21 protein-coding genes are annotated in these 25946 nt (G+C 50.3%); 12 read left to right on the forward strand and 9 right to left on the reverse strand.

What is annotated here, in order from left to right; translation table 11 throughout:
• Positions 1-102 precede the first annotated feature (102 nt).
• Complete coding sequence (locus tag ACFPYJ_RS19785; protein ID WP_379189924.1) at positions 103-480, reverse strand: ribosomal maturation YjgA family protein; 378 nt, start codon at positions 478-480, stop codon at positions 103-105.
• 156 nt (positions 481-636) lie between these two features.
• Between ACFPYJ_RS19785 and ACFPYJ_RS19790 the strand changes: the two genes are divergently transcribed.
• Positions 637-1131 (forward strand): glutathione peroxidase, encoded by a 495-nt coding sequence (locus tag ACFPYJ_RS19790; protein ID WP_379189925.1) that lies wholly within the window; start codon positions 637-639, stop codon positions 1129-1131.
• On the opposite strand, the gene fdhD is transcribed toward ACFPYJ_RS19790, so the two are convergent.
• The 3 genes from fdhD to ACFPYJ_RS19805 form a co-directional block, all read right to left on the reverse strand.
• Complete coding sequence (gene fdhD, locus ACFPYJ_RS19795) at positions 1128-1922, reverse strand: formate dehydrogenase accessory sulfurtransferase FdhD (protein WP_379189926.1); 795 nt, start codon at positions 1920-1922, stop codon at positions 1128-1130. The genes ACFPYJ_RS19790 and fdhD overlap by 4 nt on opposite strands.
• Before the next feature lie 68 nt (positions 1923-1990).
• Positions 1991-4345 carry an FdhF/YdeP family oxidoreductase gene (locus ACFPYJ_RS19800; protein WP_379189927.1) on the reverse strand — a complete coding sequence of 785 codons (2355 nt, stop codon included), beginning with the start codon at positions 4343-4345 and terminating at the stop codon, positions 1991-1993.
• Positions 4346-4494: 149 nt separating this feature from the next.
• A complete protein-coding gene (locus ACFPYJ_RS19805) occupies positions 4495-4866 on the reverse strand; it encodes a Na-translocating system protein MpsC family protein (protein ID WP_379189928.1) in 372 nt (123 codons plus the stop codon).
• A gap of 208 nt (positions 4867-5074) precedes the next feature.
• Here ACFPYJ_RS19805 and ACFPYJ_RS19810 point away from each other — a divergent pair, with 208 nt between their 5' ends.
• Positions 5075-5611: a PadR family transcriptional regulator gene (locus ACFPYJ_RS19810; RefSeq protein ID WP_379189929.1), complete on the forward strand. Its 537-nt coding sequence runs from the start codon at positions 5075-5077 to the stop codon at positions 5609-5611.
• Positions 5612-5885: 274 nt separating this feature from the next.
• Here the strand turns inward: ACFPYJ_RS19810 and ACFPYJ_RS19815 are convergent, their stop codons facing one another.
• Together ACFPYJ_RS19815 and ACFPYJ_RS19820 are read right to left on the reverse strand one after the other, a co-directional pair.
• Positions 5886-6326 (reverse strand): HIT family protein, encoded by a 441-nt coding sequence (locus ACFPYJ_RS19815; RefSeq protein WP_379189930.1) that lies wholly within the window; start codon positions 6324-6326, stop codon positions 5886-5888.
• A gap of 16 nt (positions 6327-6342) precedes the next feature.
• Positions 6343-7017 (reverse strand): HAD family hydrolase, encoded by a 675-nt coding sequence (locus tag ACFPYJ_RS19820; RefSeq protein ID WP_379189931.1) that lies wholly within the window; start codon positions 7015-7017, stop codon positions 6343-6345.
• A 171-nt stretch (positions 7018-7188) separates the two neighbouring features.
• Here ACFPYJ_RS19820 and ACFPYJ_RS19825 point away from each other — a divergent pair, with 171 nt between their 5' ends.
• The 3 genes from ACFPYJ_RS19825 (at position 7189) to ACFPYJ_RS19835 (ending at position 12758) form a co-directional block, all read left to right on the forward strand.
• Positions 7189-8091, forward strand: a complete 903-nt coding sequence (locus ACFPYJ_RS19825) for a LysR family transcriptional regulator (RefSeq protein ID WP_379189932.1) — start codon at positions 7189-7191, stop codon at positions 8089-8091.
• A 236-nt stretch (positions 8092-8327) separates the two neighbouring features.
• The gene (gene metE / locus ACFPYJ_RS19830) at positions 8328-10616 is read left to right on the forward strand and encodes a 5-methyltetrahydropteroyltriglutamate--homocysteine S-methyltransferase (RefSeq protein WP_379189933.1); all 2289 of its coding nucleotides are present in this window, start codon (positions 8328-8330) and stop codon (positions 10614-10616) included.
• A 315-nt stretch (positions 10617-10931) separates the two neighbouring features.
• On the forward strand, positions 10932-12758 hold the full coding sequence (locus ACFPYJ_RS19835; RefSeq protein WP_379189935.1) for an APC family permease: 1827 nt from the start codon (positions 10932-10934) through the stop codon (positions 12756-12758).
• Between the two features lie 117 nt (positions 12759-12875).
• On the opposite strand, the gene ACFPYJ_RS19840 is transcribed toward ACFPYJ_RS19835, so the two are convergent.
• Positions 12876-13820 carry an alpha/beta hydrolase gene (locus tag ACFPYJ_RS19840; protein WP_379189936.1) on the reverse strand — a complete coding sequence of 315 codons (945 nt, stop codon included), beginning with the start codon at positions 13818-13820 and terminating at the stop codon, positions 12876-12878.
• Between the two features lie 17 nt (positions 13821-13837).
• On the opposite strand from ACFPYJ_RS19840, the gene ACFPYJ_RS19845 reads away from it, so the two are divergent.
• The gene (locus tag ACFPYJ_RS19845; RefSeq protein WP_379189937.1) at positions 13838-14503 is read left to right on the forward strand and encodes an ABC transporter transmembrane domain-containing protein; all 666 of its coding nucleotides are present in this window, start codon (positions 13838-13840) and stop codon (positions 14501-14503) included.
• Between the two features lie 129 nt (positions 14504-14632).
• Here the strand turns inward: ACFPYJ_RS19845 and ACFPYJ_RS19850 are convergent, their stop codons facing one another.
• A complete protein-coding gene (locus ACFPYJ_RS19850) occupies positions 14633-15865 on the reverse strand; it encodes an aminopeptidase (RefSeq protein ID WP_379189938.1) in 1233 nt (410 codons plus the stop codon).
• Between the two features lie 438 nt (positions 15866-16303).
• On the opposite strand from ACFPYJ_RS19850, the gene ACFPYJ_RS19855 reads away from it, so the two are divergent.
• The 3 genes from ACFPYJ_RS19855 to ACFPYJ_RS19865 all read left to right on the forward strand — a co-directional run bounded on the left by ACFPYJ_RS19855 (position 16304) and on the right by ACFPYJ_RS19865 (position 20356).
• Positions 16304-18364: a GxGYxYP domain-containing protein gene (locus tag ACFPYJ_RS19855; protein ID WP_379189939.1), complete on the forward strand. Its 2061-nt coding sequence runs from the start codon at positions 16304-16306 to the stop codon at positions 18362-18364.
• Between the two features lie 205 nt (positions 18365-18569).
• Positions 18570-19472 (forward strand): DMT family transporter, encoded by a 903-nt coding sequence (locus tag ACFPYJ_RS19860; protein ID WP_379189940.1) that lies wholly within the window; start codon positions 18570-18572, stop codon positions 19470-19472.
• 455 nt (positions 19473-19927) lie between these two features.
• On the forward strand, positions 19928-20356 hold the full coding sequence (locus ACFPYJ_RS19865) for an MFS transporter (protein ID WP_379189941.1): 429 nt from the start codon (positions 19928-19930) through the stop codon (positions 20354-20356).
• A 1066-nt stretch (positions 20357-21422) separates the two neighbouring features.
• Here ACFPYJ_RS19865 and ACFPYJ_RS19870 read toward each other — a convergent pair.
• Positions 21423-21890, reverse strand: coding sequence for a heme-degrading domain-containing protein (locus tag ACFPYJ_RS19870; RefSeq protein ID WP_379189942.1), 468 nt, complete (start codon positions 21888-21890; stop codon positions 21423-21425).
• 446 nt (positions 21891-22336) lie between these two features.
• Between ACFPYJ_RS19870 and ACFPYJ_RS19875 the strand changes: the two genes are divergently transcribed.
• The 3 genes from ACFPYJ_RS19875 to ACFPYJ_RS19885 all read left to right on the forward strand — a co-directional run bounded on the left by ACFPYJ_RS19875 (position 22337) and on the right by ACFPYJ_RS19885 (position 25924).
• On the forward strand, positions 22337-23980 hold the full coding sequence (locus ACFPYJ_RS19875; RefSeq protein ID WP_379189943.1) for a type 2 periplasmic-binding domain-containing protein: 1644 nt from the start codon (positions 22337-22339) through the stop codon (positions 23978-23980).
• A 177-nt stretch (positions 23981-24157) separates the two neighbouring features.
• Complete coding sequence (locus ACFPYJ_RS19880) at positions 24158-25015, forward strand: ABC transporter permease (protein ID WP_379189996.1); 858 nt, start codon at positions 24158-24160, stop codon at positions 25013-25015.
• Positions 25016-25066: 51 nt separating this feature from the next.
• The gene (locus ACFPYJ_RS19885) at positions 25067-25924 is read left to right on the forward strand and encodes a carbohydrate ABC transporter permease (protein WP_379189997.1); all 858 of its coding nucleotides are present in this window, start codon (positions 25067-25069) and stop codon (positions 25922-25924) included.
• Positions 25925-25946 lie beyond the last annotated feature (22 nt).

The raw sequence follows: 25946 nt of genomic DNA on the forward strand, positions 1-25946 counted from the left end.
ATGAAAAAGCTCCCCTTACGATAACAGGTTTTATTATTTCACCTGTCTACCGTAAGGGGAGCATATCATTCCAGACTGCCGCTATGCTTGTTAAGAGTTTTGTTATGCAACGTTGATCCACTGATCAACAGCAAAAGCAATCGCGATACCAGCCGCGTACCGTGCCAGATCCACGAACAGAAATCCTTTTCCGAGAACTAAAGCACCGAGCAGCGTGTTTCTAATGCTGTTGATCCATTCCGCTTGGTACAGCTGACTGCATTCGATCGCAAAGCAGAAGATCAGACTGATACCGGCAGCGGTGATGCGGCGAGAGCTCATCCATACCGTGCGGACGCCTAAGTAAATCATACTCGCCCAAAGTGCATCGCCTGCGTTACTGGCGACGAAGCCGGGTAAGGAATCAGGAAACTTCCTTGAGCCAAGGCCAAGCACAACCGTCACAGCTAACGCAGCGAGATATAACAATCTGGCGTTCACGATTAATCAGCCCCATAATAATTCATAATAAAGATCGCCTTTATTCTATCATGGGAATTCAAGCAAAGATAGGAAACCACGGGCAGATGGGTTTTCAAAACCATTTAGATTGCTTACAATAACATTGTATAAAATTTAAATAAGAGGTGATTGCAAATGAACATATTCGATTTCACTGTCCAGACATCCCAAGGGGAGCAAAAGCCGCTCGCAGCCTACCGCGGCCAGGTGCTGCTCATTGTTAATACAGCGACCAAGTGCGGGTTCGCCACGCAGTTCGATGAGCTTCAGAAGCTCTATGAGACTTACAAGGATCAAGGCTTCGCCGTATTGGGCTTCCCGTGTAATCAGTTCAGGGATCAGGAGCCGGTCAAGGATGGAGAAATGGAGCAGGCCTGTAAAATCAACTTCGGCGTGACGTTTCCTCTGTTCGCCAAGATCGATGTGAATGGGACTGACGCAAGCCCGTTATATAAGCATCTGAAGAAAGAGGCTTCCGGTCTATTCGGATCGTCCATTAAGTGGAATTTCACTAAATTCCTTGTGGATCGGGAAGGCCATATCGTCAAACGGTTCTCACCTGCGACGAAACCGCTCAAATTCGAGAACCGGATTCAGAAGCTGGTCGGGAAGCCGGCCGTAACTCGCTAATCGGCGGTTACGACCCGTTCCGCGTGCGTATAAATGTTCATCTCCTGTCCGCGGATGAAGCCGACACAGGTGATACCCAGATCATGCGCCAGCTTAAGTGCGAGATCAGTAGGGGCTGACTTCGATAGAAGGATGCCCACGCCGATCTTGGCTGCTTTGAGGACAACCTCGGAGGACATCCGCCCGCTGAAGGCGATGATTTTATCCGTTATGGGCAGCTTATTCTGGAGCCGGTAGCCAAACAGCTTATCCAGCGCGTTATGCCTCCCGATATCCGAGCGCACCGCAAGCAATTCCGTCGTTGAGCAAAGCGCAGCATTGTGGAATCCGCCTGTACGCTTGAAATCATCCGAGCCCTGCTGCAGCTGCTGGATGAGATACATAATTTGCTCAGGGGTGATGCGGACGCTGCTGGTAGATGTACGGGCGGTACGGGCGTCGTTTTGAAAATAAAACTGCCGGCTCTTCCCGCAGCATGACCCGATCATCCGCTTGGCATAATCATGCTTGCCCGTCGATTGCTTCAGATGGAGCTCGACATAAACGAAGCCGCGTTCCTCGTCTAACCGGAGGGACTTGATTTCGTCAGCTAGGCGGATAATGCCCTCGGAAGCGAGAAATCCGATCGTCATCTCCTCCAGCTGGGAAGGAGAGCAGACGATGGTTGCGAACTCCTCGCCGTCGAGCCGGATCGTCAGCGGGTATTCCGCCGCGATCTCATCCTCCTGTTCGAGCGCGGCTTCGCTTGAATATTTGCAAATGCGCCAGCTTGTGGTCACTTGTGGCAGCATCGTGAGATCACCTCTTTCGCCAAATCGGCTCTTCGTATGGAACGGACTCCATTCGCCCGGACTTGCCGCTATCCGATAACTTCGGTTTCGAGCTCATCAATCCGTTTCTCCACGTAACGTTTATCCTTAAGTGCGAAGTAAGTTTCGGCTTTCTCTAAGATGACTGCTGCATTATATTCAGGAATGCCGGCATGCGGCTCGTATATTCCCTTAGGCAGGAGAACATTGCCTTCGGGCCAATAGAGCTCCAGGTTGCCGGAGGCAATGTCGACAAGCTTGGCGCGGCCGTGGAAGGTGCCGTACTTATTATAGGCAACAACCGCATCTCCCTGCGCAATGTTCAGCTTAGCGGCATCCTCCCTGCAGAGCAGCACGTCGAATCGGTCCGCCGCGTTGAAGGGATCGGTAACGCTGTATATCATCGAGTTGAACTGTTTGCCCCGTCTTGTCGTTACATAGAAATGGCCTTCCGGCTTGCGCAGCTCGGGCAGCTCCACCGCAATCAGATTGCCCCGGCCATCCGGAGTCGGGCAGCTGCCATCCTCGCACAGCCATGCGCCGCCCCATTGGAACACATCGCCTTTCTTGCGCAGATGCTGCACGCCCTCGTAATTGGGCGCAGCCACTGCCATTTCTTCGCGGAGGGCGTAAGCATCCTTGAATGTAACAAGCTCCTTACGCTTCGGGTAAACACGTGCTGCAAGATCCCCGTAAATCTGCCATTCCGGCCTCGCCTCTGGCATCCGGGGCCCGTCAATTTCAGGAGAGAAGTAGACCATCCGCTCGGTTGACGTTGATGTTCCGCCGCCCGGCTGTTCATACCGGGTCATCGCAGGCAGCACAAGGACGGTCTCCCTTGCATCGACAAGCGTCGAGGTGTTCAGCACGATATCCTGATGAACGCGGATATCCACCGATTCCAGGCAGGAGCGGACAAATTCGGGCTCCGGCATCGTCTCCAGAAAATTGCCGCCGGACGTGTAGAAGAGCTTCAGCTTCCGCTCATGATCATAAGGGAGCAGCGCATTCTCCAGGGTGACGCCGACAATATCGCCCTGCCACTTGGGCAGAGGAAACCCCCAGGCCTTCTCGATACGGGGGATGTCATCGCCCTTGAACTCCCCGCCGGGCAAGCTGAACGGATCGGCCCCCATCTCACCGGAGCCCTGCACGCCGCTGTGTCCGCGGATCGGCATCAAGCCGCAATGCTCGCGCCCGAGAAAACCGCGCAGCAGGGCAAGATTAGCCACCTGCGAGATATTATCCGTGCCGAAGCGATGCTGCGTCAGCCCCATGCTCCAGACAAATACGGCCGACTTGGCACCGGCCAGCAGCCGGGCAAATTCGCTCATCCTCGCTTGCGTTAATCCGGAGGAACGCTCAAGCTGTGCCCAGCTCTGCTGCTCGATATGCGAGCGGAGCGAATCGTAGCCGTTCACATGCCCTTGTACGAAGGCATGATCGACAGCGGAGCCGGGCTGAGCGCGTTCCATCTCGAACCAATGCTTCATAACGCCATGCATGAAGGCGATATCCCCGCCGATGTTGACCTGATAGAAGTCATCCGCAATCTTGGTGCCGAATAACGCGGATTCCGGAATAGAAGGGACCCAATAGCCGTCCATTGCGGGCTCGCGGTAAGGGTTAATGACGATAATCTTCGTTCCCCTGCGTTTGGCGGCATACATATATTTGGTCGAGACCGGCTGATTGTTCGCCGCGACACTGCCCCAGAAGACGAGGACATCGGTGCCGATCCAGTCCTTGTAATTGCAGCTCGAGGCACCGATGCCGACGGATCGCTTAAGCGCGGTCTTGGACGGGGAGTGGCAGATCCGCGAAGCATTGTCGATGTTGTTCGTGCCGAGGTAGCGTGCGGCTTTGGCTGCGGCATAATACGATTCATTCGTAATTCCGCGGGCAGTTAAGTAAAAGGCAAGCTGCTTCGGATCGATTTGCCGGATTTTGCCCGCGATCATATCCAGCGCTTCATCCCAAGTGATGCGGCTGAACCTGCGGTCTCCATGACGGCGGATCAGCGGGTAAGGCAGCCTTCCCAGCTTGCGGAGCTGGGTGCTGTCCATCCGGCGCAGCTCGTCGATATCGGCGTGCAGGATTTCCTGCTTAATGGCAGGCATCGTGTTCAGCCGCAAGAGGTTAAGCCGGGTTGTGCACAGGTGGGGGCCATCCAGCGTCTGATCATACAGACCGGACACACCGAGTGCGCAGCCATCGCAAACGCCCTGCGTTAATATCCGGAACGCATAAGGTAAATTATCCTTGTTTTCCGCCATCACCTTTACCGTATCCCGAATATGATGCGGCTTGATTTTGCCGAGCCCGAAGGGGACTTTGCTTACCCACAGCTTCGGGTCCAGCCTGCCAGGCAGCTTGATCGGCCCGGAATGCTTCGTTTTTCCCATCAATAGGACCTCCCATGAATGAATGATGCTGGTGCATGCTTCCGCCGTTAACAAAAAAACCGCTGAGAGACGATGGTTTTTTCATCACGAAAAAATCATGGTTTCTAAGCGGTTAGTCTCTCGCAGGTTCGCTGCCAAGCGCCAACAGGCTATATGGATCGGCTGCTGCCGAATTTCTCCTCAATATCCGAATCGAAGACGAAGATGGACATGCCGAAATCTTTATCAATATCAATATCGACGAACAGCTCGACGAATTTGGCTTCGAGCAGCTGCTCCATCTCAACTGGCGCATGATTGCGGTAGAGCTCCTTCACCCACTGCGTACGCGCTTCGCGCAGCATTTGTTTGCCGTCTTCTGCGCCGGCGATGAATTTCTCGACCGGAGATAAGTTGCCTTCCATCTCACAGATCGCCCAGCTCTTGCAGAAGGTGGTCGTGATCCGGCTTGGTCCTCTGCCCATATGGCGTTTGCGGAAGGCTTTCACGAGATTGCTGAATTCAGCCTCTGTTTTATTCATCGTCTTACCTCTTTTCCGCGGAATCGGTGACAGGAGCGCTGTTCCGTATCAAACGGATTGGTGAATAGGGTTCTTTCCCCATCTTAGCAAGAAAGCGTTTCACTGGCAAGGATGTTTGACTGCGGGCGGCTCTCTTACGTTTCGGCGATGAAAATAACTATGGTATACTATTTTGAAGATACATACAGGATTTTAGGGGGAGTTTGGAATGAATGCTTTATCTTACGCCTTGCTCAGCATGCTGAACCGGAAGCCTTTCTCCGGCTACGATTTGAAGAAGCTGATGGAGCTGTTCTGGCAAGCGAAACACAGCCAAATCTATCCGCTGCTGACCAAGCTGGAGAAGGATGAATTGCTGACCTTCGAGCTCATCAGCCAGTCGGGTAAGCCGGATAAGAAAATATACAGTATTACGGATAAAGGAGTCGCCGCGCTCAAGAAATGGATTGTGGACGAGCCTGCAGCCATTCCGGTTATGCGGGATGAATTTCTGGTTAAGCTGTATGCGATTGGACTTGCTGATCCGGAAACGGCGCGGCGCATCTTCGAAGAGCGCCTGATTGCCAAGAAAGTGACCATTGCACGTCTGCAGAAGGAAATCAATTTGATGGAAGCTCAGAAGGATGACTCGCTGACCGATATTACCAACAAACAATTCGGGCGTTATTTGCTCTATAAGCGGAAGCTCCGTCTTGAGGAAGAAGAGATCGAATGGGTGCATTGGGCCATATCGCTGCTCCCTTAATTCAGGGGCTGCAGCTGCTCTAAACGATCTCTATTATTCAGCCGGTTATGCTCTGTGATGTTGAAATAGGGGTGCCCGGTCAGCAGGCTTAGAATAAGAAGTACAGCGCCACCTGCAAGCATCAAGGATTCGTTTATTAGCAGCGCGCTGCAAGCTTTTATCGATACGCTGCCTAGCGGTAGCTGGCTGGAAAGCGGAGGGCGGCAGGGGTAACCTTCCACACCCGCTTATTCGCGCAGCTCCCAGTGCGCGGTGGGGCGTTGTATGGCGGCGGTCAACCACATGCTTCGGACAATACGTGAACCAGTTTGTCTCTTGTCTCAGGGAGTCTGCCGGCTGCATTTGTCGTTTCAAGCGGCTCTACCCAAGTGAATCCGTCTGCTTGGTAGCGCGGAAATACATGCATATGATAATGGGTCAAATCATTGAATGATCCATTATTCTGGATGATTGTAATCCCATCCGGCTGGAATAGAGCCTTTAACCCCTTGGCTATTTGTTGAGAGGTCTTCATAACAGCAGCTGCCGTGACTTCGTCTAGTTCATCGAGGTCATGGTAGTGCTGCTTAGGCAGAATGAGCACATGTCCTTCATGAAGCGGGGCAATATCGAGAAGACAGGTTACCCTATCGTCCTCGTATACGATCTGTGCATCTACCCGTTTATTAGCAAGGCTGCAGCCTAGACAGTCTGACTCCATGCGGATTTCTTTCATGTCCGTTGTCCCCCTATTAACGATTAACGATATCTAATATCTCAAGCAGACTGCCAATCTTCGCAGACGGCTCTTCCAAGGTATCATCCCATTCCATGAACCCGCTCAGCCAAATGGCTGATAACCCTGCATCCCGTGCTCCTTTAATGTCATTAACCGGATGATCGCCAACGTACCAGGTACGTGCCGCAGCCGCACCCAATCGTTCTAATGCGAGCTCGAATATGCGCTGATCGGGCTTCTTAATCTGCACCTCATCCGAAACGACAATGACGTCGAAAAAGTCCCGAAGCTGGGCCTGGTCAAGCTTGGCATTCTGCGTGTGGACGGAGCCGTTGGTGATCAATCCGAGCTTGATCCCCTGCGATCTTAATGCCATTAATAGTTCAACAGCGCCCTGCATGAGAACGGTCGATTTGAAAAACTCGGCGAACCAGAACTGCAGCAGCTCATCAACGGTTGTTTCTGCATATTTCATAGTCAGCTCCTGCAAGAATTGTTCATGCAGCTCGCGTTTGTGGCGGTAGCCGTCTTGGTCGGCTTCCCGCATATAGTCTAGAAGCGCAGCTCGATCGGTCTGTTCCGATAGCTCGACGAATTGATCAATAAACCGTTCCGAATAAGCTTGGAAAGCAGCTTTGCGGTTGATTAGCGTATTATCCAAATCGAAAATAACGGCTTCTACAGTCACTTAATCACTCCTTAGCGGTTCTGGATTTTGCAAATACAGAAATTCCTTATTCCATCCATTCGTGAAGTTAATCTTATTTCCTTGTTTATGATCGCCGAATCGTGCATGTTATACTGTACAAAAGAATGCCGTCTCACCTTTATTACATCCATGGAAACGGGGATTATTTCATTGACTCTACAACAATTAAAATACGTCATTGAGGCCGCCAATCGGGGCTCCATTAACGAAGCGGCCAAGCGTCTGTTTATCTCTCAGCCCAGCCTGTCCAACGCAATCAGAGAGCTGGAAGAAGAACTGCAGATTACGATATTTGAGCGGACGAATAAAGGGATCTCCCTCTCCAAGGAGGGGGCTGAGTTCTTAAGCTATGCCAGGCAGATCATCGAGCAGGCTGAATTATTGGAGAGCCGTTATCTCAATGCGAAGCCTTCCCCGCAGCATTTCTCGGTTTCCACCCAGCATTACGCTTTTGCAGTTAACGCATTCGTAAGTCTGGTCCGTGAACATGGCCAGGATGAATACGAGCTGGCGCTGCGGGAGACCAAAACATATGAAATTATTGAGGATGTCAAAAGCCTGCGCAGCGAGATCGGGATTTTATACGTGAATGAATTCAACGGCAAAGTCATCGACAAGCTGCTAAAATCCGCCAATTTGCAATTCAACAGCTTATTTACAGCTAAGCCGCATATCTTTATCAGCATTAAGAACCCGTTGGCCACACAGTCCATCGTAACCATTGACCAGCTTCAGCATTACCCGTATCTGTACTTTGAACAAGGGGAGAATAATTCCTTCTATTTCTCGGAAGAGATTCTCAGCACGCTGTCCCATAAGAAGAGCATCCGGGTTCACGACCGGGCGACGTTATTCAATTTGTTGATCGGACTGAACGGATACACCATATCGACTGGGGTGCTGAGTGCGGATTTGAATGGCAATGAGATCATTCCCGTGCCTTTGGACTGCGAGGAAACGATCAGAGTCGGATGGATTTCTCATAAAAATGCTTCGCTGTCCAAGCTGGGAGCGGCTTATGTAGAAGCGCTGAAGCAGGCTACCGCCCAATAAACTTTTTGATATAGCTTCAGACTATAGCTAGATATAGTTAATTGAAGTTACGCTATACTTAATCTTTCGTGATATCTTCTTTGTAGCCATTCTAATTGTTCAAGGCGAAGGGAATAACCGGATTTCTTGAACGAGCTGAAGAAGTTGGGGACCGTGAGAGAAGCGTTCTATTGTCCGTGATCTCCGTCCATTCGGCAGCAGGGGTTTACTAATGATAAGCGAAGGAGTTTTATACAATGGTCAAAAGCAGTGTTCTGGGATATCCGCGTATCGGTGAGAACCGGGAATGGAAAAAAGCGCTCGAGGCGTTCTGGGCAGGTAAACTCGAAGAATCGGAACTGCATACTCAGCTGCAGGAAATACGCTTGAATCATTTGCGCAAGCAGCAGGAAAAGGGGATCGATATCATCCCTGTTAATGATTTCAGCTATTACGATCATGTGCTCGATACGGCAGCGATGTTCGGTATCGTTCCGAAGCGTTTCGCTTACACGGGCAGCGTCGTTCCGGTCAGCGTCTATTACGGTATCGCACGCGGGACGAAGGATGCTGCGGCCAGTGAGATGACCAAATGGTTCAACACCAACTACCACTATATCGTACCCGAACTTAACGAAGCACAGCCGGTTCTTACGGAGAACCGTCCGCTGCAGGCTTACCGGGAGGCGAAAGAGAAGCTTGGCATTGAGGGAAAACCGGTTATCGTCGGACCGCTTACTTTCCTGAAGCTGTCCAAAGGGTATAAGGCAACAGAGACGGATGCCTGGCTGGACCGCCTGCTGCCGCTCTATGTGCAGCTGCTTCAAGAGCTTGAGAGTGAAGGCGTTCAGTGGGTGCAGATCGATGAGCCTATTCTAACGACAAAATTGAGCGGGGATGACCTGCAGCGGCTGAAGACGATCTACGTGACAATTGCTGCGAAAGTTCCGGCTTTGAATATTATGCTCCAAACTTATTTCGAGTCTGTAGATAATTACAACGACATTGTGACGCTTCCCGTCAAAGGAATCGGGCTTGATTTCGTACACGGCCTCTCCGGCAACCTGTCTTCGATTAAAGCACTGGGCTTTCCTCAGGACAAGGTGCTCGGCGCAGGTGTTATCGACGGCCGCGGCATATGGCGGGCGGCGCTTGGCGAGAAGCTGGGACTGCTCGAGGAATTGGCTGAGCTCGTAACGGCGGAACGGCTGATCGTGCAGTCCTCCTGCAGCTTGCTCCACGTGCCTGTATCGACCGATCGGGAAACGAAACTCCCATCTGAGTTGAAAGATGCGCTTGCATTTGCCGATGAAAAACTCGGAGAGCTCGTGCTTCTGAGCACAGCAGTTTCGAAAGGCGGATCCGCAATCGCAGGCGAACTGAAGGAATGCGATCGCGCGCTGCAGGTTCTCAAGCTGTCGAATGCACGGAACCGCAAAGATGTACAGGATGCCGTTGCGCTCATCAGCACGAAGCAGCCTGAGCGCAGCAAGCCCTTCGCGGAGCGTCATACCGCCCAGCAGAAGAAGTGGCAGCTGCCGCTGTTTCCCACAACGACAATCGGCAGTTTCCCGCAATCGGCAGAGGTGCGCAAGTCCCGTCAGCTGTGGCGGAAGGGAGAATGGAGCGATGAGCAGTATGCCGCTTTCATCCGGGAGCAGATCGATATCTGGATCAAGCTGCAGGAAGAGACCGGATTGGACGTGCTCGTGCATGGCGAATTTGAACGGACCGATATGGTTGAGTTCTTTGGCGAGAAGCTCGAGGGCTTCGCTTTTACACAGAACGGATGGGTGCAGTCGTACGGTTCGCGCTGCGTGAAACCGCCAATTATATACGGTGACGTCGCTTATAAGGACGCGATGACCGTAGAAGAAACGGTGTATGCCCAGTCGAAGACAACTCGGCCCGTAAAAGGGATGCTGACCGGTCCGATTACGATTCTGAACTGGTCGTTCGTCCGGGAGGACATTACGCGCGAGCAGGTTGCCTATCAGCTGGCCTATGGGATCCGGCAGGAAGTGGAGGCGCTCGAGCAAGCGGGAATAGGTATGATTCAGGTTGATGAGCCGGCGGTTCGCGAAGGGCTGCCGCTCAAGGAAGAGGAGCATGCCAATTACCTGTCATGGGCGGTCAAAGCATTCCGCATTTCCACCTGCACCGTGAAAGACACCACACAAATTCACACGCATATGTGCTATTGTGAGTTTCACGACATGATCGATTCCATTGAAGCGATGGATGCGGACGTAATCTCCATCGAGACATCCCGGAGCCATGGCGAAATGATTCATAGCTTTGAGGAGAACACGTACAAGCTGGGTATCGGCCTTGGTGTTTACGACATTCACAGTCCGCGCGTACCGGCCGTCGAAGAGATGACCGATATGATCGACCGTGCCCTGCATGTGCTGGATCCGAAGCTGTTCTGGATCAATCCGGACTGCGGACTCAAGACGCGCGGATATGAAGAGACGATCTCTTCCTTGCGCAATATGGTCGAAGCAACTAAGCTTGCCCGTGAGAAGTATACCGCATTCGTTTAATCAACTATGCTAAACGATCTTGGCTGGCCAGCTGGCTTAAGATAGTATTAATAGATGTATCCCGTTTATTTAAGCAGCGCGTCCGGTTTCCGGTCGCGCTGCTTTATTTGGCTTCCAGTGAGAAAACTCAAGTGTAAAATGAACTTTTGTATTCGTGTAACCCGCTGCGTATTTACTTAAAGTATAGATGGACTGGATGGCAATACCCTTTACTGTTAGGAAGATGAGGTTTATAATTGTGCCCAATGCTGCCAGGATTTATTTTTCCACTGACAGGGTAATCTAGAAAGAAATCATAAGTGGTGGTGAGACAGTATGTTTACTTCGATAAAGAGATTTTTAATTGGAAGGCCGCTCAAATCGACCGAGCTTGGGGAGCAGAAGCTTAATAAAACAAAAGCGTTAGCAATCCTTTCTTCCGATGCTCTATCCTCGGTTGCATATGGCCCCGAGCAAATATTAATCGTGTTAATAACAGTTGGTGCCGCAGCATTTTGGTATTCCATTCCCATTGCTGTTGGCGTACTAATTCTGTTACTGGCCCTTGTCCTGTCTTACAGACAAATTATCTTTGCATATCCTCATGGCGGCGGAGCTTATGTGGTTTCAAAGGAAAATCTGGGTATATACCCCGGATTAATCGCCGGCGGTTCCTTGCTGGTAGACTACATCCTAACCGTAGCGGTAAGTGTATCTGCCGGTACAGATGCCATTACGTCGGCTTTTCCGAGCATGCATCCATATAATGTTATCATTGCCATTGTCTTTATTCTTTTCATAACAACGTTGAACCTGCGCGGGGTAACCGAGTCTGCATCGGTACTGGCTTATCCGGTGTATTTGTTTATTTTCGCGTTATTTATATTAATTGGTGTAGGCGTCTACAATATCTTAACGGGGCAGATTCCTCCTGATCTTCATACACCTGTCGGCACGCCGGTCGCCGGAATCAGTTTATTTCTGCTGCTTAAGGCATTTTCCTCCGGGAGCTCTGCATTAACGGGAGTTGAAGCGATTTCGAATGCCATTCCGAATTTTAAAGATTCTGCTCCTCATAATGCGGCAAAAACATTGATCGCCATGGGTTCCTTGCTTGCTGTATTGTTCTCGGGAATCGTCTTCCTGGCTTATTATTACGGAGTTTCCCCCAGAGAAGAAGTTACCGTCGTCTCTCAGATCGCGGAACAGACATTTGGACGGCATTTCATGTATTTCTTCATTCAAGGAACGACAGCCTTGATCCTGATCCTGGCCGCAAACACCGGCTATTCGGCTTTCCCGCTGCTAGCTGTCAATCTTGCCAGGGACAGATTTATTCCAAGAATGTTCACGGTCAGAGGCGACCGGTTAGGATATTCCAATGGAATTATCATTCTCGGCTTCCTTTCCATCCTCTTAATCATCGCTTTTGAAGGAAGAACGGAGCATCTCATCCCGCTTTACGCGGTTGGCGTCTTTATCCCATTCACCCTTTCCCAGTCGGGAATGGTGGTCAAATGGGTTCGCGAGAAGCCTAAAGGATGGCTGCCAAAACTCATTATTAACTCCATAGGTGCCCTTATCAGCCTGACCGTCTCCATGATGTTCTTCTTAACGAAGTTCTCTCAGGTTTGGCCGGTATTAGTGTTCCTGCCTTTAATCATTTATCTCTTCCACCGCATTAAGAAGCATTATGTGGCCGTGGGCAACCAGCTAAGCCTTTCAACATGCGAGCCGGCTGTGCAGATCGAGGGGAACATAATCATTCTTCCGGTGGCAGGCATTACTCATGTCGTGGAGAACTCGTTAAACTATGCAAAATCACTATCGGCCCACCAGATTATTGCCGTATATGTCCCGTTTGAACGGGAAGACGAAGCCATCTTCGAAGCCAAATGGAACAAGTGGCAGCCTGAAGTGAGGCTGGTGACGCTGCATTCGCCATACAGGAGCATTATTAACCCGCTGTCCAAGTTTATCGATACGGTTCAACGCAAAGCGGGTGAAGCGAACTTTCAGGTGACCGTCGTCATCCCGCAATTTATTCCGAAAAAAGGCTGGCACAACATCCTGCACAATCAATCCAGCCTACTGATCCGCGCCCATCTGCTGTACCGGAGGAATGTTATCGTCACGACGGTGCCGTATCATTTAAAGGAATAATATAACTGACTTCTGCTGCACTTCCGTCACAATCATAAAGCCGCTTACAGCTCCCTATGGAGTGTAAGCGGCTTTATGTCATGCGGCCGTAAAGATAAAGGGCGATGTCACCTTGGTTCAATCTTCCTGCAGCCACGCGTTAGCCAGTGCGATCGCGCCTCTGGCGGCGGCGGTTTCGGCCAGCGCATTCAGCATGACGAAGTCGTGAATGATGCCCTGAATGCGGGCGGCTGTCACGCGCACTCCGGCTTCGCGGAGTTTGTCTGCATAAGCTTCTCCTTCATCGCGAAGGACATCGGCTTCGCCGGTGATGACCAGTGCCGGGGGCAGACCTTTCAATTGTTCCGTTGAAGCACGGAGCGGCGACGCCGTAATCTGCGCCCGCTGCTCGGGGTCGGTCGTGTACTGGTCCCAGAACCACTGCATGCCTTCGCGGCTCAGGAAGTAGCCGGTTGCGAACTGCTCGTAGGAATCGGTATCGAATGAGGCATCCGTGACCGGATAGAACAGCAGCTGCTTACGGATAGCAGGACCTCCGCGGTCCTTGGCCATCAGGGTGATTGCGGCGGTCATATTGCCGCCGACGCTATCGCCGGCAACTGTCAGCTTGGAGGAATCGGCGCCGATTTCGCCGCCATTATCGGCGACCCACTTCACGACCGCATAAATCTCTTCAATCGCAGTCGGATATTTGTGCTCCGGAGACAGGCTGTAACTCGGGAATACGACGACAGATTGCGATCCCGCAGCCAGCTCGCGAATAAGACGGTCATGGGTATGCGCATTGCCGAACACCCAGCCGGCACCATGGGTATAGACGATAACGGGGAGCTGGGCCGGAGCGTTCTTCGGCTTCAGAATCGTTACGGATACCTCTCCTTTTGGGCCTCCCGGAATCGTACGCTCACTGATATCAACGTCCGGCTTTTCAACAGGGCTCGACTGCACCTCATCCACTTGCTTACGGCCTTTCTCGGGCCCGAGCTCGTACAGGTAGGGCGGATTCGCCGTCGCTTCCACGAATTTTTGCGCTTCCGGCTCCAGCTTCACTTCTTTTGGCATATGTATAACTCCTTTCAATGGGGAGTGGAATACTGCTTAACTTTTACACGGATTCAGCAGGGTTTGAAACCTGCTCAACAATTCTATACGCCGCCGCCCTAATGTCAAACGGGGAAAGAGCGCAGAGTGATGTAAGCCGTCATAAGTCGGATATGCTCGTTCATCTGGAGGAGGGCGTTTCGTCTACCCGTGAAGTGCTGGCCTTCGGACGTGAGAGCTGGGAGAACAAGCGGTATGATTCCTTGTTCGGCAAGTATTTCAACAGCGTCATGGGCGAAGCGAAGCTGATTAATAAGCAGATGCTGATGAGTGATCCGATAAAGTGGATGGCTACGCTAGCGGTATTATTTTATGGCGGATGGCTGGTGCTGCATCATGAACTGTCGATTGGATTATTCATTGTTACGTTCCAGTTTACTTCAAGGCTGATGGATACCTTGAATGGCATCTACAACAGCCTGATGGGATTATCGGGGCGAATGGCTGCCGTCGAGAGACTGCGCGGTGTGCTCGAAGGCCCATCGATTCATGAAGGCAGCATTCCGCTTAAGGAGCCGATACGGGAGCTGAAGCTCGCAAGCCTTGCCTTTCAATACGGTACACGCGGCGGGAAGATGATCGTCAATGGCATTGATCTTTCCGAGGTGAGCCGTGAGGATTGGGCCGGGGCATGGACGATATAGGGTTAGGCGCATAGCTTAAGTGTACGTTCCGCCATTCCTAATCTATAACCGGAAAAGGCTCTCCCCCGGCAGGAACACTGCTCGAAGGAGGGCCTTTATGTTTAGATGGATAAGGCAGGGCGGCTCAAGCTAGATCGCCCAATTCCCGTTTCGGAAGATGGGTTCGCGGGCGCCATCCTGCGTCACGCCGTCAATGTTCATATCGGGTGAGCCGATCATGAAGTCTTCATGTGTGAGGCTTCTGTTTGCTCCGTGAGCAAGGAGCTCCTCTGGCGACATCGAAGTGCCGCCGCTGATGTTAACCGGATAAGCCTGGCCCAGCGCCAGATGGCAGGAGGCATTCTCATCGAAAAGGGTATTGAAGAAAATCACATTGGAGTTCGAAATAGGGGAGTCATGCGGCACCAGCGCAATCTCGCCCAGATGTCTGGCTCCTTCGTCCGTGCCCAGCAGGTTGGACAGTGCTTCGTAGCCCTGCTCTGCGGAGAAGTCGGTCACGATGCCATCCTGGAAGGTTAACGAGAAATTGTTAATCACCTGACCATTGTAATTCAGCGGCTTCGTGCTGCGGACGGTTCCGTTCACGCCGTCTCGATGAGGCATGGAGAAGACTTCTTCGGTCGGCATATTCGGGTTGAAGTACACGCCCTTCGAGTTCGCTTTGGCACCGCCCAGCCAGATATGGCCTTCGGGCAGGTCTACCGTCAAGCTTGTGCCCGGCGCTTCGTACTGCAGCTGCTTGTAGCGTTTGCTGTTCAGCACTTCAACCATCTGCAGCAGCTTCGCATTATGATCTCTCCATGCTTGAATAGGGTCTTCCAGGCCGATCCGGGTGGCCTCGATAATTCGCTCCCACAGTTTCTCTACGGCTTCCTCCGCAGAGACATCCGGGAATACTTTGGCCGCCCATTCGGGTGTCGCATAAGAGAGGAGAGTCCAGGCATTGGAATGGTTCATCAAGGAACTGCGGTAGCTGCTCAGCGCAGTGGAAGCCGTCTTCGACGCTGTAGCAACCCGTTTCGGATCTACGTCGTTTAGCAGATCAGGATTAGGGGAATAGATGGAAATAAACGCTGCGCCATTGTCCACGAATTCTTCCCATGCTTTAGCCCGCCACATCGGGTATTCCGAGAAGGCTTCTTCCGGCGCTTGCTTGAACTTAATGCGGGAGAGCTCCTCGTCGTTATACTCGACATGCACATTCTTCGCTCCGGCTTCATAAGCCTTCGATGCAATAAGCCGCACCAGCGGAGCGGCAGTAACTGGCGCCATAACGACAACCGTCTGCCCCTGCTGGACATTGACACCAACTTTAACGGTAAGTGCTGCGTAATTCTCTAATTGCTGCCCTGTTGGATACATGTATGTAGATCCGCCTCCATCATTGGGATATCGTTCAAAGCGTTGATACTATCCTATTATATTCCTTCTCTTATCGGCATCTCAAGGATGATGTGAAATCTGAAGCCTGACTTGTATATATATTAAAGGTTAAGCAGCTGCTTTAATTCCGACGAATTAAATTATATATATATAATATGTATAATCAGTTCTTGAATGATTCAATTTCAGGATTGCCAAGGACTTAAGGGTGTAATTAACAAGCGTGTTTACTGAATTAGACCTAGGGAATTAGCCTGAAAATATTATTTTATAAGAGCTTTTGTCGAAGGTATTGATATATATTCAATATTATATTAAATATATATTTGTGGGCATGATAATAATATCTTCTGCAGGGGGGTGCAAAGAGGACAAGTTAATGATGACCCACATACCCTGACCAATCGAGGTGCATACATGTTTCGTAAATTAACGACCGTAAGTCTTGCTCTCTTGTGTACAGTATCGATGTCTATTGGGGCCTCTGCCGAGTCTAAGGCGAATCCGCAGCAGCCTGCGAATCATATTACTTGGTCTAAAGAGCAAGCGCTTCCAAGCTTTGCGAAGGTCAAACAATTAGAAGTAGCGGATATTTATGACGCTCCCGGAGACGTGAAGATTCTTCTGGCTACCCTGCAGGGAATTGTCAACCGTTCGGAGCCGCGCATCTACCTGCTTGAGAATAAAGAGGAGGGAAAATATACCTGGCTGAATGATCTGGACGTTCCTTACAAGGTTCGTGATGATTATTGGCAGATCGTCAAGACGTTTAAGGATGAAGTAAAGGGTGTGATTGTTTATGATCCAAAAGTTTCGGACTCCATCAATGTGGCAACTACGCTCGCCGGGCTGAAAGACGCTGTTGTAGCAAGCCCTGAACTGGCTGCCAAGCTGCAGGCCGCCCCTTACAACATGCAGATCCTTGACGACCTGCAGGGTAAGTTCAAAGACAGGATGGACGCGTATACGTGGCAGTACGAGAATCTGTGGAATCAAACGACGCACCGGATGCTTGTCGGACTCAGCCCGGATACCTCCATCAAAATACCCGGCGGGCTGCCTCAATCGTTTAAGGTAATCGCTGAGGATACTACGCAAGAGCGGGACGGCAATAACCGCAAGGTCTATGATTTTGACCTGAGCGCTAATCTTGGCAAGTCGGATGTTTATCTCCGGTTTGACGATGCATTCCCGCAGGATGGATGGGGAACGGCTGTCCATCAGGTGACGGTGAAGGCCGACGGTGCAACAATCGCTCAGTTCATCCCTGGCACGCCTGAGGAGCAGCCTTTCCTCTATGACGCACAAAGCTCGCAGGTCTCCACAGGGAATGGCGGCCACCGTTTCGCGGATAATAACCGCTATTTCGTCTATAAATTTACGCCGCCAGCAGGTACGAAGCAGCTGACAGCCTCTGTAGATATGTGGAATCAATACAAGGTTTCCGCAGGTAATGTTCAGCCTCCGTCTTCCGGTCAGAAGGAGCCGTACGGTTATCTCCGCGATTATGCGGTAGCCAACAAAGCCATGGTATTCTGGCTGGATTCGAATGTACCGGAGCAGAAGGCGCTCTTCCAAAAAATCCTATCGGGTGTCAACCCGGGTACGCCGTATCTAGGCTGGTTCAGTAACGATACAGACGGGGAATTCAATGGTGTTGAGATTGCCTCTAATTACGGAGTATATGTCCTGGCTGCCGACTGGTTCAGCAACATGACCGTTTTCTCCGGTACGAAGCCGGGCGGAACCAACGTTAAGCCGGCCCCAACGCCTAAGCTGGAGAACAAAATTTATGTCACGTACACACTCAGTGAAGGTGATAACTTCCAGTACAATCAGCACCGGATGCGGATTCTATGGGATGATCCAAGCCGCGGTAAGGTACCGATTAACTGGACATCAAGTCCGCTGCTTTACGACGGAGCTCCTGCTATTTTGAATTACTTCAGAGAAACCGCTACGCAGAACGACCTGATTATCGCCGGTCCTTCCGGTGCAGGGTATTTCTACCCGAATGCATGGCCTGAGAAGTCATTCGCAGCTTTCCTGAAATCTTCGTATTCCTATCTTAAGAAAACCGGCATGACCATTCCTTATGTATTGAATCGCATAGGTACGCAGAATGTACCGCTTAGCGATTTCAACGTGGATGCTTATCTCAATGAGTATCATGTACCGGGTTTATTCTTAAGCTGGGAGGATCGCCATGGCGTTGAGATTGTGAAAGGCAAACTGCCGGTTTCAACGATTCAAGGAATCAGCACCGTGCAGGATGGACAGAAAATTCTTGCGGATGCAAAAGCGAAGTGGGACGGTAAATCACCATTGTTCGTTTCCTTGGGTCTGCTTGCCTGGAGCATGACACCATCTGATGTAGCTGCGCTTCAAGCTTCGCTTGGACCTGAATATGAAGCGGTTCGCGCCGATCAATATTTTGGGCTCATCCGAAATGCGAACGGATTGCCGGCTAAGCCGTAATGTCTATCGAAGAAAGGCAGCAGCCTCCTTATGGCGCTGCCTTTTTTCTATGCCTTGCGCCTCGGGGGAGTTTGAGGTGCAAGAAAAGGATTGTATTTACTGTCAAAATCCTGCAAACTGATCAACGGGGGGATAAATAGTGTCATTTATTATTTTCCGAATATGACAGCGCTACCTTGCAGCTAGAATGGGGATTTGGACGGACATGGACAGAAAATGGATTTATTACCTCGGACTTGCTTTGGTTGCCGGCATATGGGGTGCCAACTTCGGGGTGTCACGGCTTGCAATGGATACATTCGATCCTAAATTGTTCGCCTTCTTACGATTTGGACTGGCTTTGCCTTTCTTCTTCCTCATCCTGAAATGGAAGGAAGGAAGCGTCGGTATTCCCGTAAAAACGGCGCTGCAGCTTGCAGCTGTTGGTCTTGTCGGGATTACGGGCTTAGAAATCGCAGTCATGTATTCAATCAAATATACGACGCTTGCCAACGCTTCTCTTCTCAATGTCGCACCGTGGCCCATTTTTGCGGCGCTCTTCGGTCCCTTGTTTGTAAGGGAAAAGATATCTTCACGCCTGATAACAGGTGGTGCCGCCTCCATGTTCGGCGTCTGCTTCGTCATTCTCGGCGGCAGTGAAGGGCTGAGCTTTTCCTCAGATAATGTGATCGGCAACCTGCTCGCTTTTGGTGTCAGCATCATTGGAGCTTTGTTCAATCTTGCCTGTATGCCGCTTATGAAGCAGTATTCGGCTCTGCGTGTCAGCACCTGGTACATCTTGTTCGGAGCTTTGTTTATGTTCCCGCTGACAATCACTTCGTGGAGCAAGGTGGATTGGAGCGCCTTAAATGCGGGTCATTACACGTCCATTATCTATAATGTGCTGTTCTGCACCGTGTTCGCTTTCGTTGTTTGGAATGCCTGCATGTTCAAAGTCGGGGCTGCGCGGGCGAATTTCTTCCGGTACGTGGTGCCGGCGGCGGCAGTTGCGGCTGGTTATCTGTTCTTCGATGAGAGCGTAACAGTCTGGCAATTAACCGGTACCGTCCTTATGGCGGCAGGGCTCGTATGGATCAGCCTGGAGAGGAAGAGCGGCAAGCCGTCTTAATGGGAATGGAAGTGTGCCCGAGATATATTAATTCGCGGGGGCTGTTCTTCTGGTCGGATGGGACTGGGGAAACAGCTTTTTTCGTGTGCAGCGGATTTAAAGGCCCTTTTTTTAAAATATGGGAAGGAAAGAGTTGACAGGATTGCAATGGCGCCGATTGTTGGAGGCTTGGTCACCAGTGTGGCGAGCTGACGCGTTCTCTTCGGGCTGTCTATCCTAATTCTCTTTACCATCCCGTTCTATAGGAAATATTTGAGCGAATACTCCATCGGGTTGTTTATCACCTTAATCAACACCGGGGTCTTGATGGGAATTCCTTTCTTGACGCCTCAGCTGCTTGCGAATCTGAACCATCTGTCGCCTGCCAGCATTGGTTTCATTATGTTCCCGGCTGCACTTGCTTCCGCGCTCTTGGGCAGAAAAGGGGAAAGCTGGCAGATGCGAGAGGAAATTCATTGCTCGTCTACACGGCCGCATCGCTGCTGCTTAGCTGCTTTATTCTCCTCTCCTTCTTCGCAGGGATGTCGCCGCTTTATATTATGCTGATCCTCATCCTGGGCAATTTGGGGCAAACCTTCATGCAAATTTCGCTATCGAATACCGTCTCACGAACGCTTGCCAAGGATCAGGCCGGAGTTGGCATGGGGCTCTTCTCGATGATCGCCTTTATCTCCGGGGCAGCCTCTTCGGCAATTATGGGTAAAATATTGGATCTGGGTACGTCCTCCGTACTTGGGAACCCTGTGCGATGGAGCTTGGCAGGCTCGGTGTACAGCAGCTTATTTCTTTACTTTGCCCTGTTAATCGGAAGTGTCGCCCTGCTGTACTACTTGCAGTTTGGGCTTGCCGTCTCAAGTAAGCGGCAGGATCAGCCATCCGCGTGATACAGCAATGGAGCCTCACATGCCGCCGGCGCTCTGTGCTCAACACCTCGCGCTGGGAGCCAAGAGCTGTGCATGGTGTAGACGGCTGGGTTCGGCATTTGAAGACGAAATAAATAGAAGGCTGCGAAATGATGACCTTGAGCTTGCACATCATAGGATGATAATGGAGGCACCTTGGGTTTTAACTCACAAGCTGAATGAGGGACGGCTGCTCAAGTAAAATGAGTGAGGCTATCTAGTGTTTGAAACAGAGTAGAAGTCTGCTCAAGCTAGATGGGTGGAGCTATCCTGCATTTGATGCGGGGTAGAAGTCTGCTCAAGATAAATGGGCGGAGCTATCCTGTATTTGATGCAGTATAGAAGGCTGCTCAAGCTAAATGAGTGGGGTATCCTGTATTTGATGCGAAGTAGAAGTCTGTTCAAGCTAGATGGGCGGAGCTATCCTGTATTTGATGCAGTATAGAAGCCTGATCAAGCTAAATGAGTGGGCTATCCTGTATTTGATACAGTTAAATGCTTCGGTTTGGCACAAAATGAGCTGATTTCGAGGAAATAACGGTAATTTTCCAGTATAGCTCTCCTTTTGAAGCTGAATTGGATTAAATAGCTGTATATATCCAGTATAGGTGGAGTGTGAGACTGCAGCTGGTAAGCAGCAACTAGCATAGGTCGGAGTGTGAGACTGCAGCTGGTAAGCAGCAACTAGCATAGGTCGGAGTGTGAGACTGCAGCTGGTAAGCAGCAACTAGCATAGTCGGAGAGTGAGACTGCAGCCGGTAAGCAGCAACTAGCCTAGATCTAGGCTAAATCTTCGTCACATCTTCACTCCCGTATGGCGGAGTTTAAGCGTGATAGAGGCAGGCGCGGCTGCACAGCCAAGCGCCTGCCTCATTTTTGTTTTTTTGGCCAAGCATCCATACATTCGCATCAATTCTGCAGTCCCCAGTCTGATTGGCCGGGGCTGCCAGCGGTTCAGTATGAACCCTAACGCATAAAAAAGGGGCGCCGGAAAGCCAGGAACGACGCGGCTTTTAGAACAACCCCTTGCGAGCTATGGATGTTCACATTAGGAGCGGAGAAACTCCTCCAGCACGGAGACGATGATCTGGTGATCCTGGTCTCCGGGCAGACCGGAAGCGGCGATCGTTCCTACGATGCCGACATTCTTGAGGATGAGAGGGAATGCTCCCCCTTCGGCCGCATAATCCGCGGAATCCAGAGAGGATGATTCAATGGAGGACCCATTAGATTTAAACAAGACATGCATATAGTAGGAGCTATGGCCAAAATGATGAACGACGTTACTTTTGCGTTTGATCCATGAATCATTGCCTGCATTCGTTCCTTCCATCTTGCTGTGGAACAGCATTTCACCGTCTCTTACGATTGTAACGGCGATGGATTTGCTCTCCTGGACCGCTTTTTCTATTAATCTGCAGCCGATTTGAAAAGCAGTATGGTTCGTGAACTCCGGGAATTGCAGGTCGTCCTCTTGCTGCAGCAAGCGTTCTAACTCCGCTTTATATTCGCTCATGGTAAGCACATCCTATTGGTTGAATTTGTCTATCTTTTATATTATCCCTCTGCATTGTCATCGTCAATGATAGAAAACCTAAAACCCTCCAGTACCAGAGACATGGGAAGAATATACTCGTAAAAAGCGCCCGCACTGTACGTAATTAGCCGCTAGAATATTCCGGTTCGCAGAAGTTCGCTCCCACATGATTAATAAAAACATTAATATAAATGATCCATTTACAAGAAATATAAAAGAAAAAAAACCTTTACACCGACAATGAAAGCGTTTATATTAGGTCTTACAACTGAGATACGTTAATAAAAATACATCGTATTAACAAAAAGTAGTAGTAACTATTATAAATAGTTTTGTTAAGGATGATGAAGTGGTTTTTATGCATCTGCAAGGAGGGGGTCGCATGAAAACTGTTTCCATAAAAATAGAAAATGGAGGAAAGCGAAATGAAAAAAGTTTTATCCGTTTTTCTAACAGTTAGTTTGGGTGCGATGTTGGCAGCTGGGTGCAGCAGCAACGATAACAGCGGCGGCAGCGGGAATACAGACACAAACACCGCTTCCGGCAGCGGCGGCAGCGCAAAAGTGAAATTGACGGCACTTATTACGAAACATCCATTAACGCAAGAGCTTGCCAAAATGAAATGGCTGCAGGATGCCGAAGAGCGGGCAGGTGTCGACATTCAGTGGCAGGAGGTAACCGCGGATTGGGATCAGAAGAAGGGCGCGATGCTGGCAGGCGGAGATATTCCGGACTTAATCATCGGACCTAACGCGATCACGGATGCAGACTATGCTCAATTCCCGGGATTGTTTCAAGATATGACAGAATTAATCGACAAGGATGCACCGAATGTCCAAGCGATGTTTACTGAGAAGCCCGAGACGAAAGTCATCGCCTCTCAAACCGACGGGAAAATCTTCGGCTTGCCAAAATACCAAAGATATTGGCCGGCAACAGCAACCAGACAATTCATCAACCAGAAGTGGCTTGATAATCTGGGCTTGAAAATGCCGACGAATTGGGACGAACTATTTGATGTATTGAAAGCTTTTAAGGACAAAGATGCTAACGGGGACGGCAACGCGGCTGATGAAATCCCGATGGACTTCTCACCGGTGGGCACAGGCGGATTCGGCTTCTTCCAGCCAACGGTTCTGCTGGGCAGCGAAGGCATTACGCTGTCGGACGGAAGCGGTCAAGGCTACTTCGTAGAAGGCGGCAAGGTGAAGAACTTTCTAACGGATGAGCGCTATAAGAAGCTGGTGGAGTTCTTGAATAAATGCTATGCAGCCGGACTCATTAACTCGGAAGTATTCACGCAGGATTACACGAAATTCCAATCGGTTGCCCGCGGTACGGGTGATAAGGCTAAAGTCGGATTTACGTGGGGCTGGGAAGTAACGGACCGCTTCGGCAATACACTGGCGCCTCAGTACACATCGATGGCTCCGTTGAAGGAATCTGCGGATTCAACCGTTCAAACCTCATGGGACTATGACTACAATACGCTGAATTACGGGGCAAATATGGTGACAATGTCGGCCCAAACCGAGAATAAAGACGCTGCGATGAAATTTATCAACGAGCTGTATGATCCGAAAGTGAGCATGCAGGTACTGTTCGGTTCATTAGGCACGAACATCGGGGACAATGGCGACGGCAGCTTCAAGGTACTGCCTCCGATGGATGCTGCAATGGATCCCGGCACTTGGAAATGGACCTCTACATGGGCGGATAACGGACCGATGTACATCGCCGATTCCTTGAATCTGACGCTCGGTACGGACATGCAATCGGTTGGGAAACAGACGGAGCCGTTAATGGCGGCTATCAATGGGATCGATAAGAGCAGCAGTGTCCTGCCCAGCATGTTCATGAAATACAGCAAAGACGACAACAATGCGATGAGCTTGGTGAATACCAACTTGATGAACCTCGCTATGGCTAAATTCTCACAGTGGATCATCAAAGGCGGCGTAGACAAAGAATGGGATTCCTTCGTTGACAATGCCGGCAAGGTCGGATTGCAGCAAAACCTTGAAATCATGCAAAAGTACTACGATGAGTACAAAACCAAGATGAAATAAAATCCATGAAGGAAGATGCTGTGTCCCTGGCGGATACGGCATCTTCCCCAAATAAGGGAGATCATTATGAATTCAAACTCTCCGAATATCCATGAGAATAAGGCGGGCATCCGCATCCCGGCAGCGAAAAAACCGAATATCATCAACACTTTTATACGCGACTATCAATTGTGGGTGATGATTCTTCCCGCGATCATCGTTATTTTCCTTTTTAATTTTGTGCCGATGTACGGCATTCAATTGGCCTTCCGTGATTTTGATTTTACAAAGGGGCTTACGGGCGGGGAATGGCGGGGACTGCATTATTTCTCCCAATTTATCCATAGCTTTCAGTTCAAGGATTTAATGAAGAACACCGTTTTCATCAGCTTGGCGACAATCGTGCTTGGTTTTCCGGCTCCGATCATTCTGGCGCTGATTCTGAATCAGGTCAAATCGAAACGAGCGAAGAAGACGCTGCAGACGACTGTATATTTGCCGCATTTTATCTCCTTGGTCGTTATGGTCGGCCTGCTGAACGTCCTGCTGTCCCCGAATACTGGGGTGGTCGGACATATTATGAGCTCGCTCGGGTATGGTGATCTCAATCTGCTCGCATCTACCAAGGCCTTCGTGCCTGTGTATGTGATATCTGATATTTGGCAGCACTGCGGATGGAACAGCATTATTTATCTCGCAGCGCTCTCTACCGTCGATCCTCAGATGTACGACTCCGCCAAGATCGACGGAGCCAGCAGGTGGCAGACCATCTGGTATGTAGATATTCCGGCTATCATTCCGACGATTATTATTTTGTTCATCTTAAGCATGGGCAGCGTTCTGGGTACAGGCTTCGAGAAAGTATTCCTGATGCAGAACACGCTGAATCTCCCGGTCTCCGAGGTCATTTCAACCTTCGTCTATAAGATAGGGATTATATCCAACCAATTCAGTTATTCTGCGGCGATTGGTCTATTTAACACCCTGATTAACTTTGTATTCCTGTACGCGATGAATGCGTTATCGAGAAGATTCTCGAATATCAGCTTGTGGTAGGAGGGAGGTAAACCAATGGGTCTGTTAAGAGGAAAAAGCCGCAGCGACTTGATGTTCGATCTGATTATCTTCCTATTATGCACCTTCGTTTTTTTGATCGTCGTTTACCCGCTTTATTTTGTCGTGATTGCCTCCGTCAGCGATTCGACGCTGGTTTCAACGGGTAAAGTTACGCTGTTTCCAAGGGGATTCAGCACCTTCGGCTATGAGGAGATTTTTAAGGATAACCGGATTTGGGTGGGCTATAGAAATACCGTGCTCTACACGTTATTAGGCACGTTCGTCAACCTGTTGTTCACGCTGCCGGCGGCCTATGTGTTATCGAGACCGGAATTCAGGGCGAGAAGGTTTCTGATGTTCGCGTTTGTTTTTACGATGTTTTTCAGCGGCGGATTGATTCCGACTTATCTCTTGATGAAGGATCTGCATTTGACGAACAACATGTGGGTATTCATTCTTCCATTCTCCGTCAATGTCTACAATCTCATTATTACGAGGACGTTCTTCGATTCGCTGCCTAAAGAGCTGTTTGAAGCGGCTTCGATCGACGGCTGCACGCATTTCAGATTCTTCTGGAAAGTAGCGCTGCCTTTGTCCAAAGCCGTTGTTTCGGTCATCGGCCTCTATTACCTGGTTGCGCACTGGAATGATTTCTTCACCGGTCTGATCTACATCAGGGATAACAGCCTGCAGCCGCTGCAAATTGTGCTGCGGGATATTCTGCTCTCGAATCAAGTGTTCTCCCAAGGAGCCGGCGCCGGCGGCGCTGCGGGCGGATACGCGCAGAAATACGCGGATCAAATCAAGTACGGGGTCATCATCGTATCAACGCTGCCTATTTTATTGGTCTATCCTTTTATGCAGAAATACTTTGAAAAAGGTGTGCTGATCGGATCTGTTAAAGGCTGATACGATTCATTTTGCATCATTC

This window comes from Paenibacillus solisilvae (genome assembly GCF_042656405.1).
GTDB lineage: Bacteria > Bacillota > Bacilli > Paenibacillales > Paenibacillaceae > Paenibacillus_Z > Paenibacillus_Z solisilvae.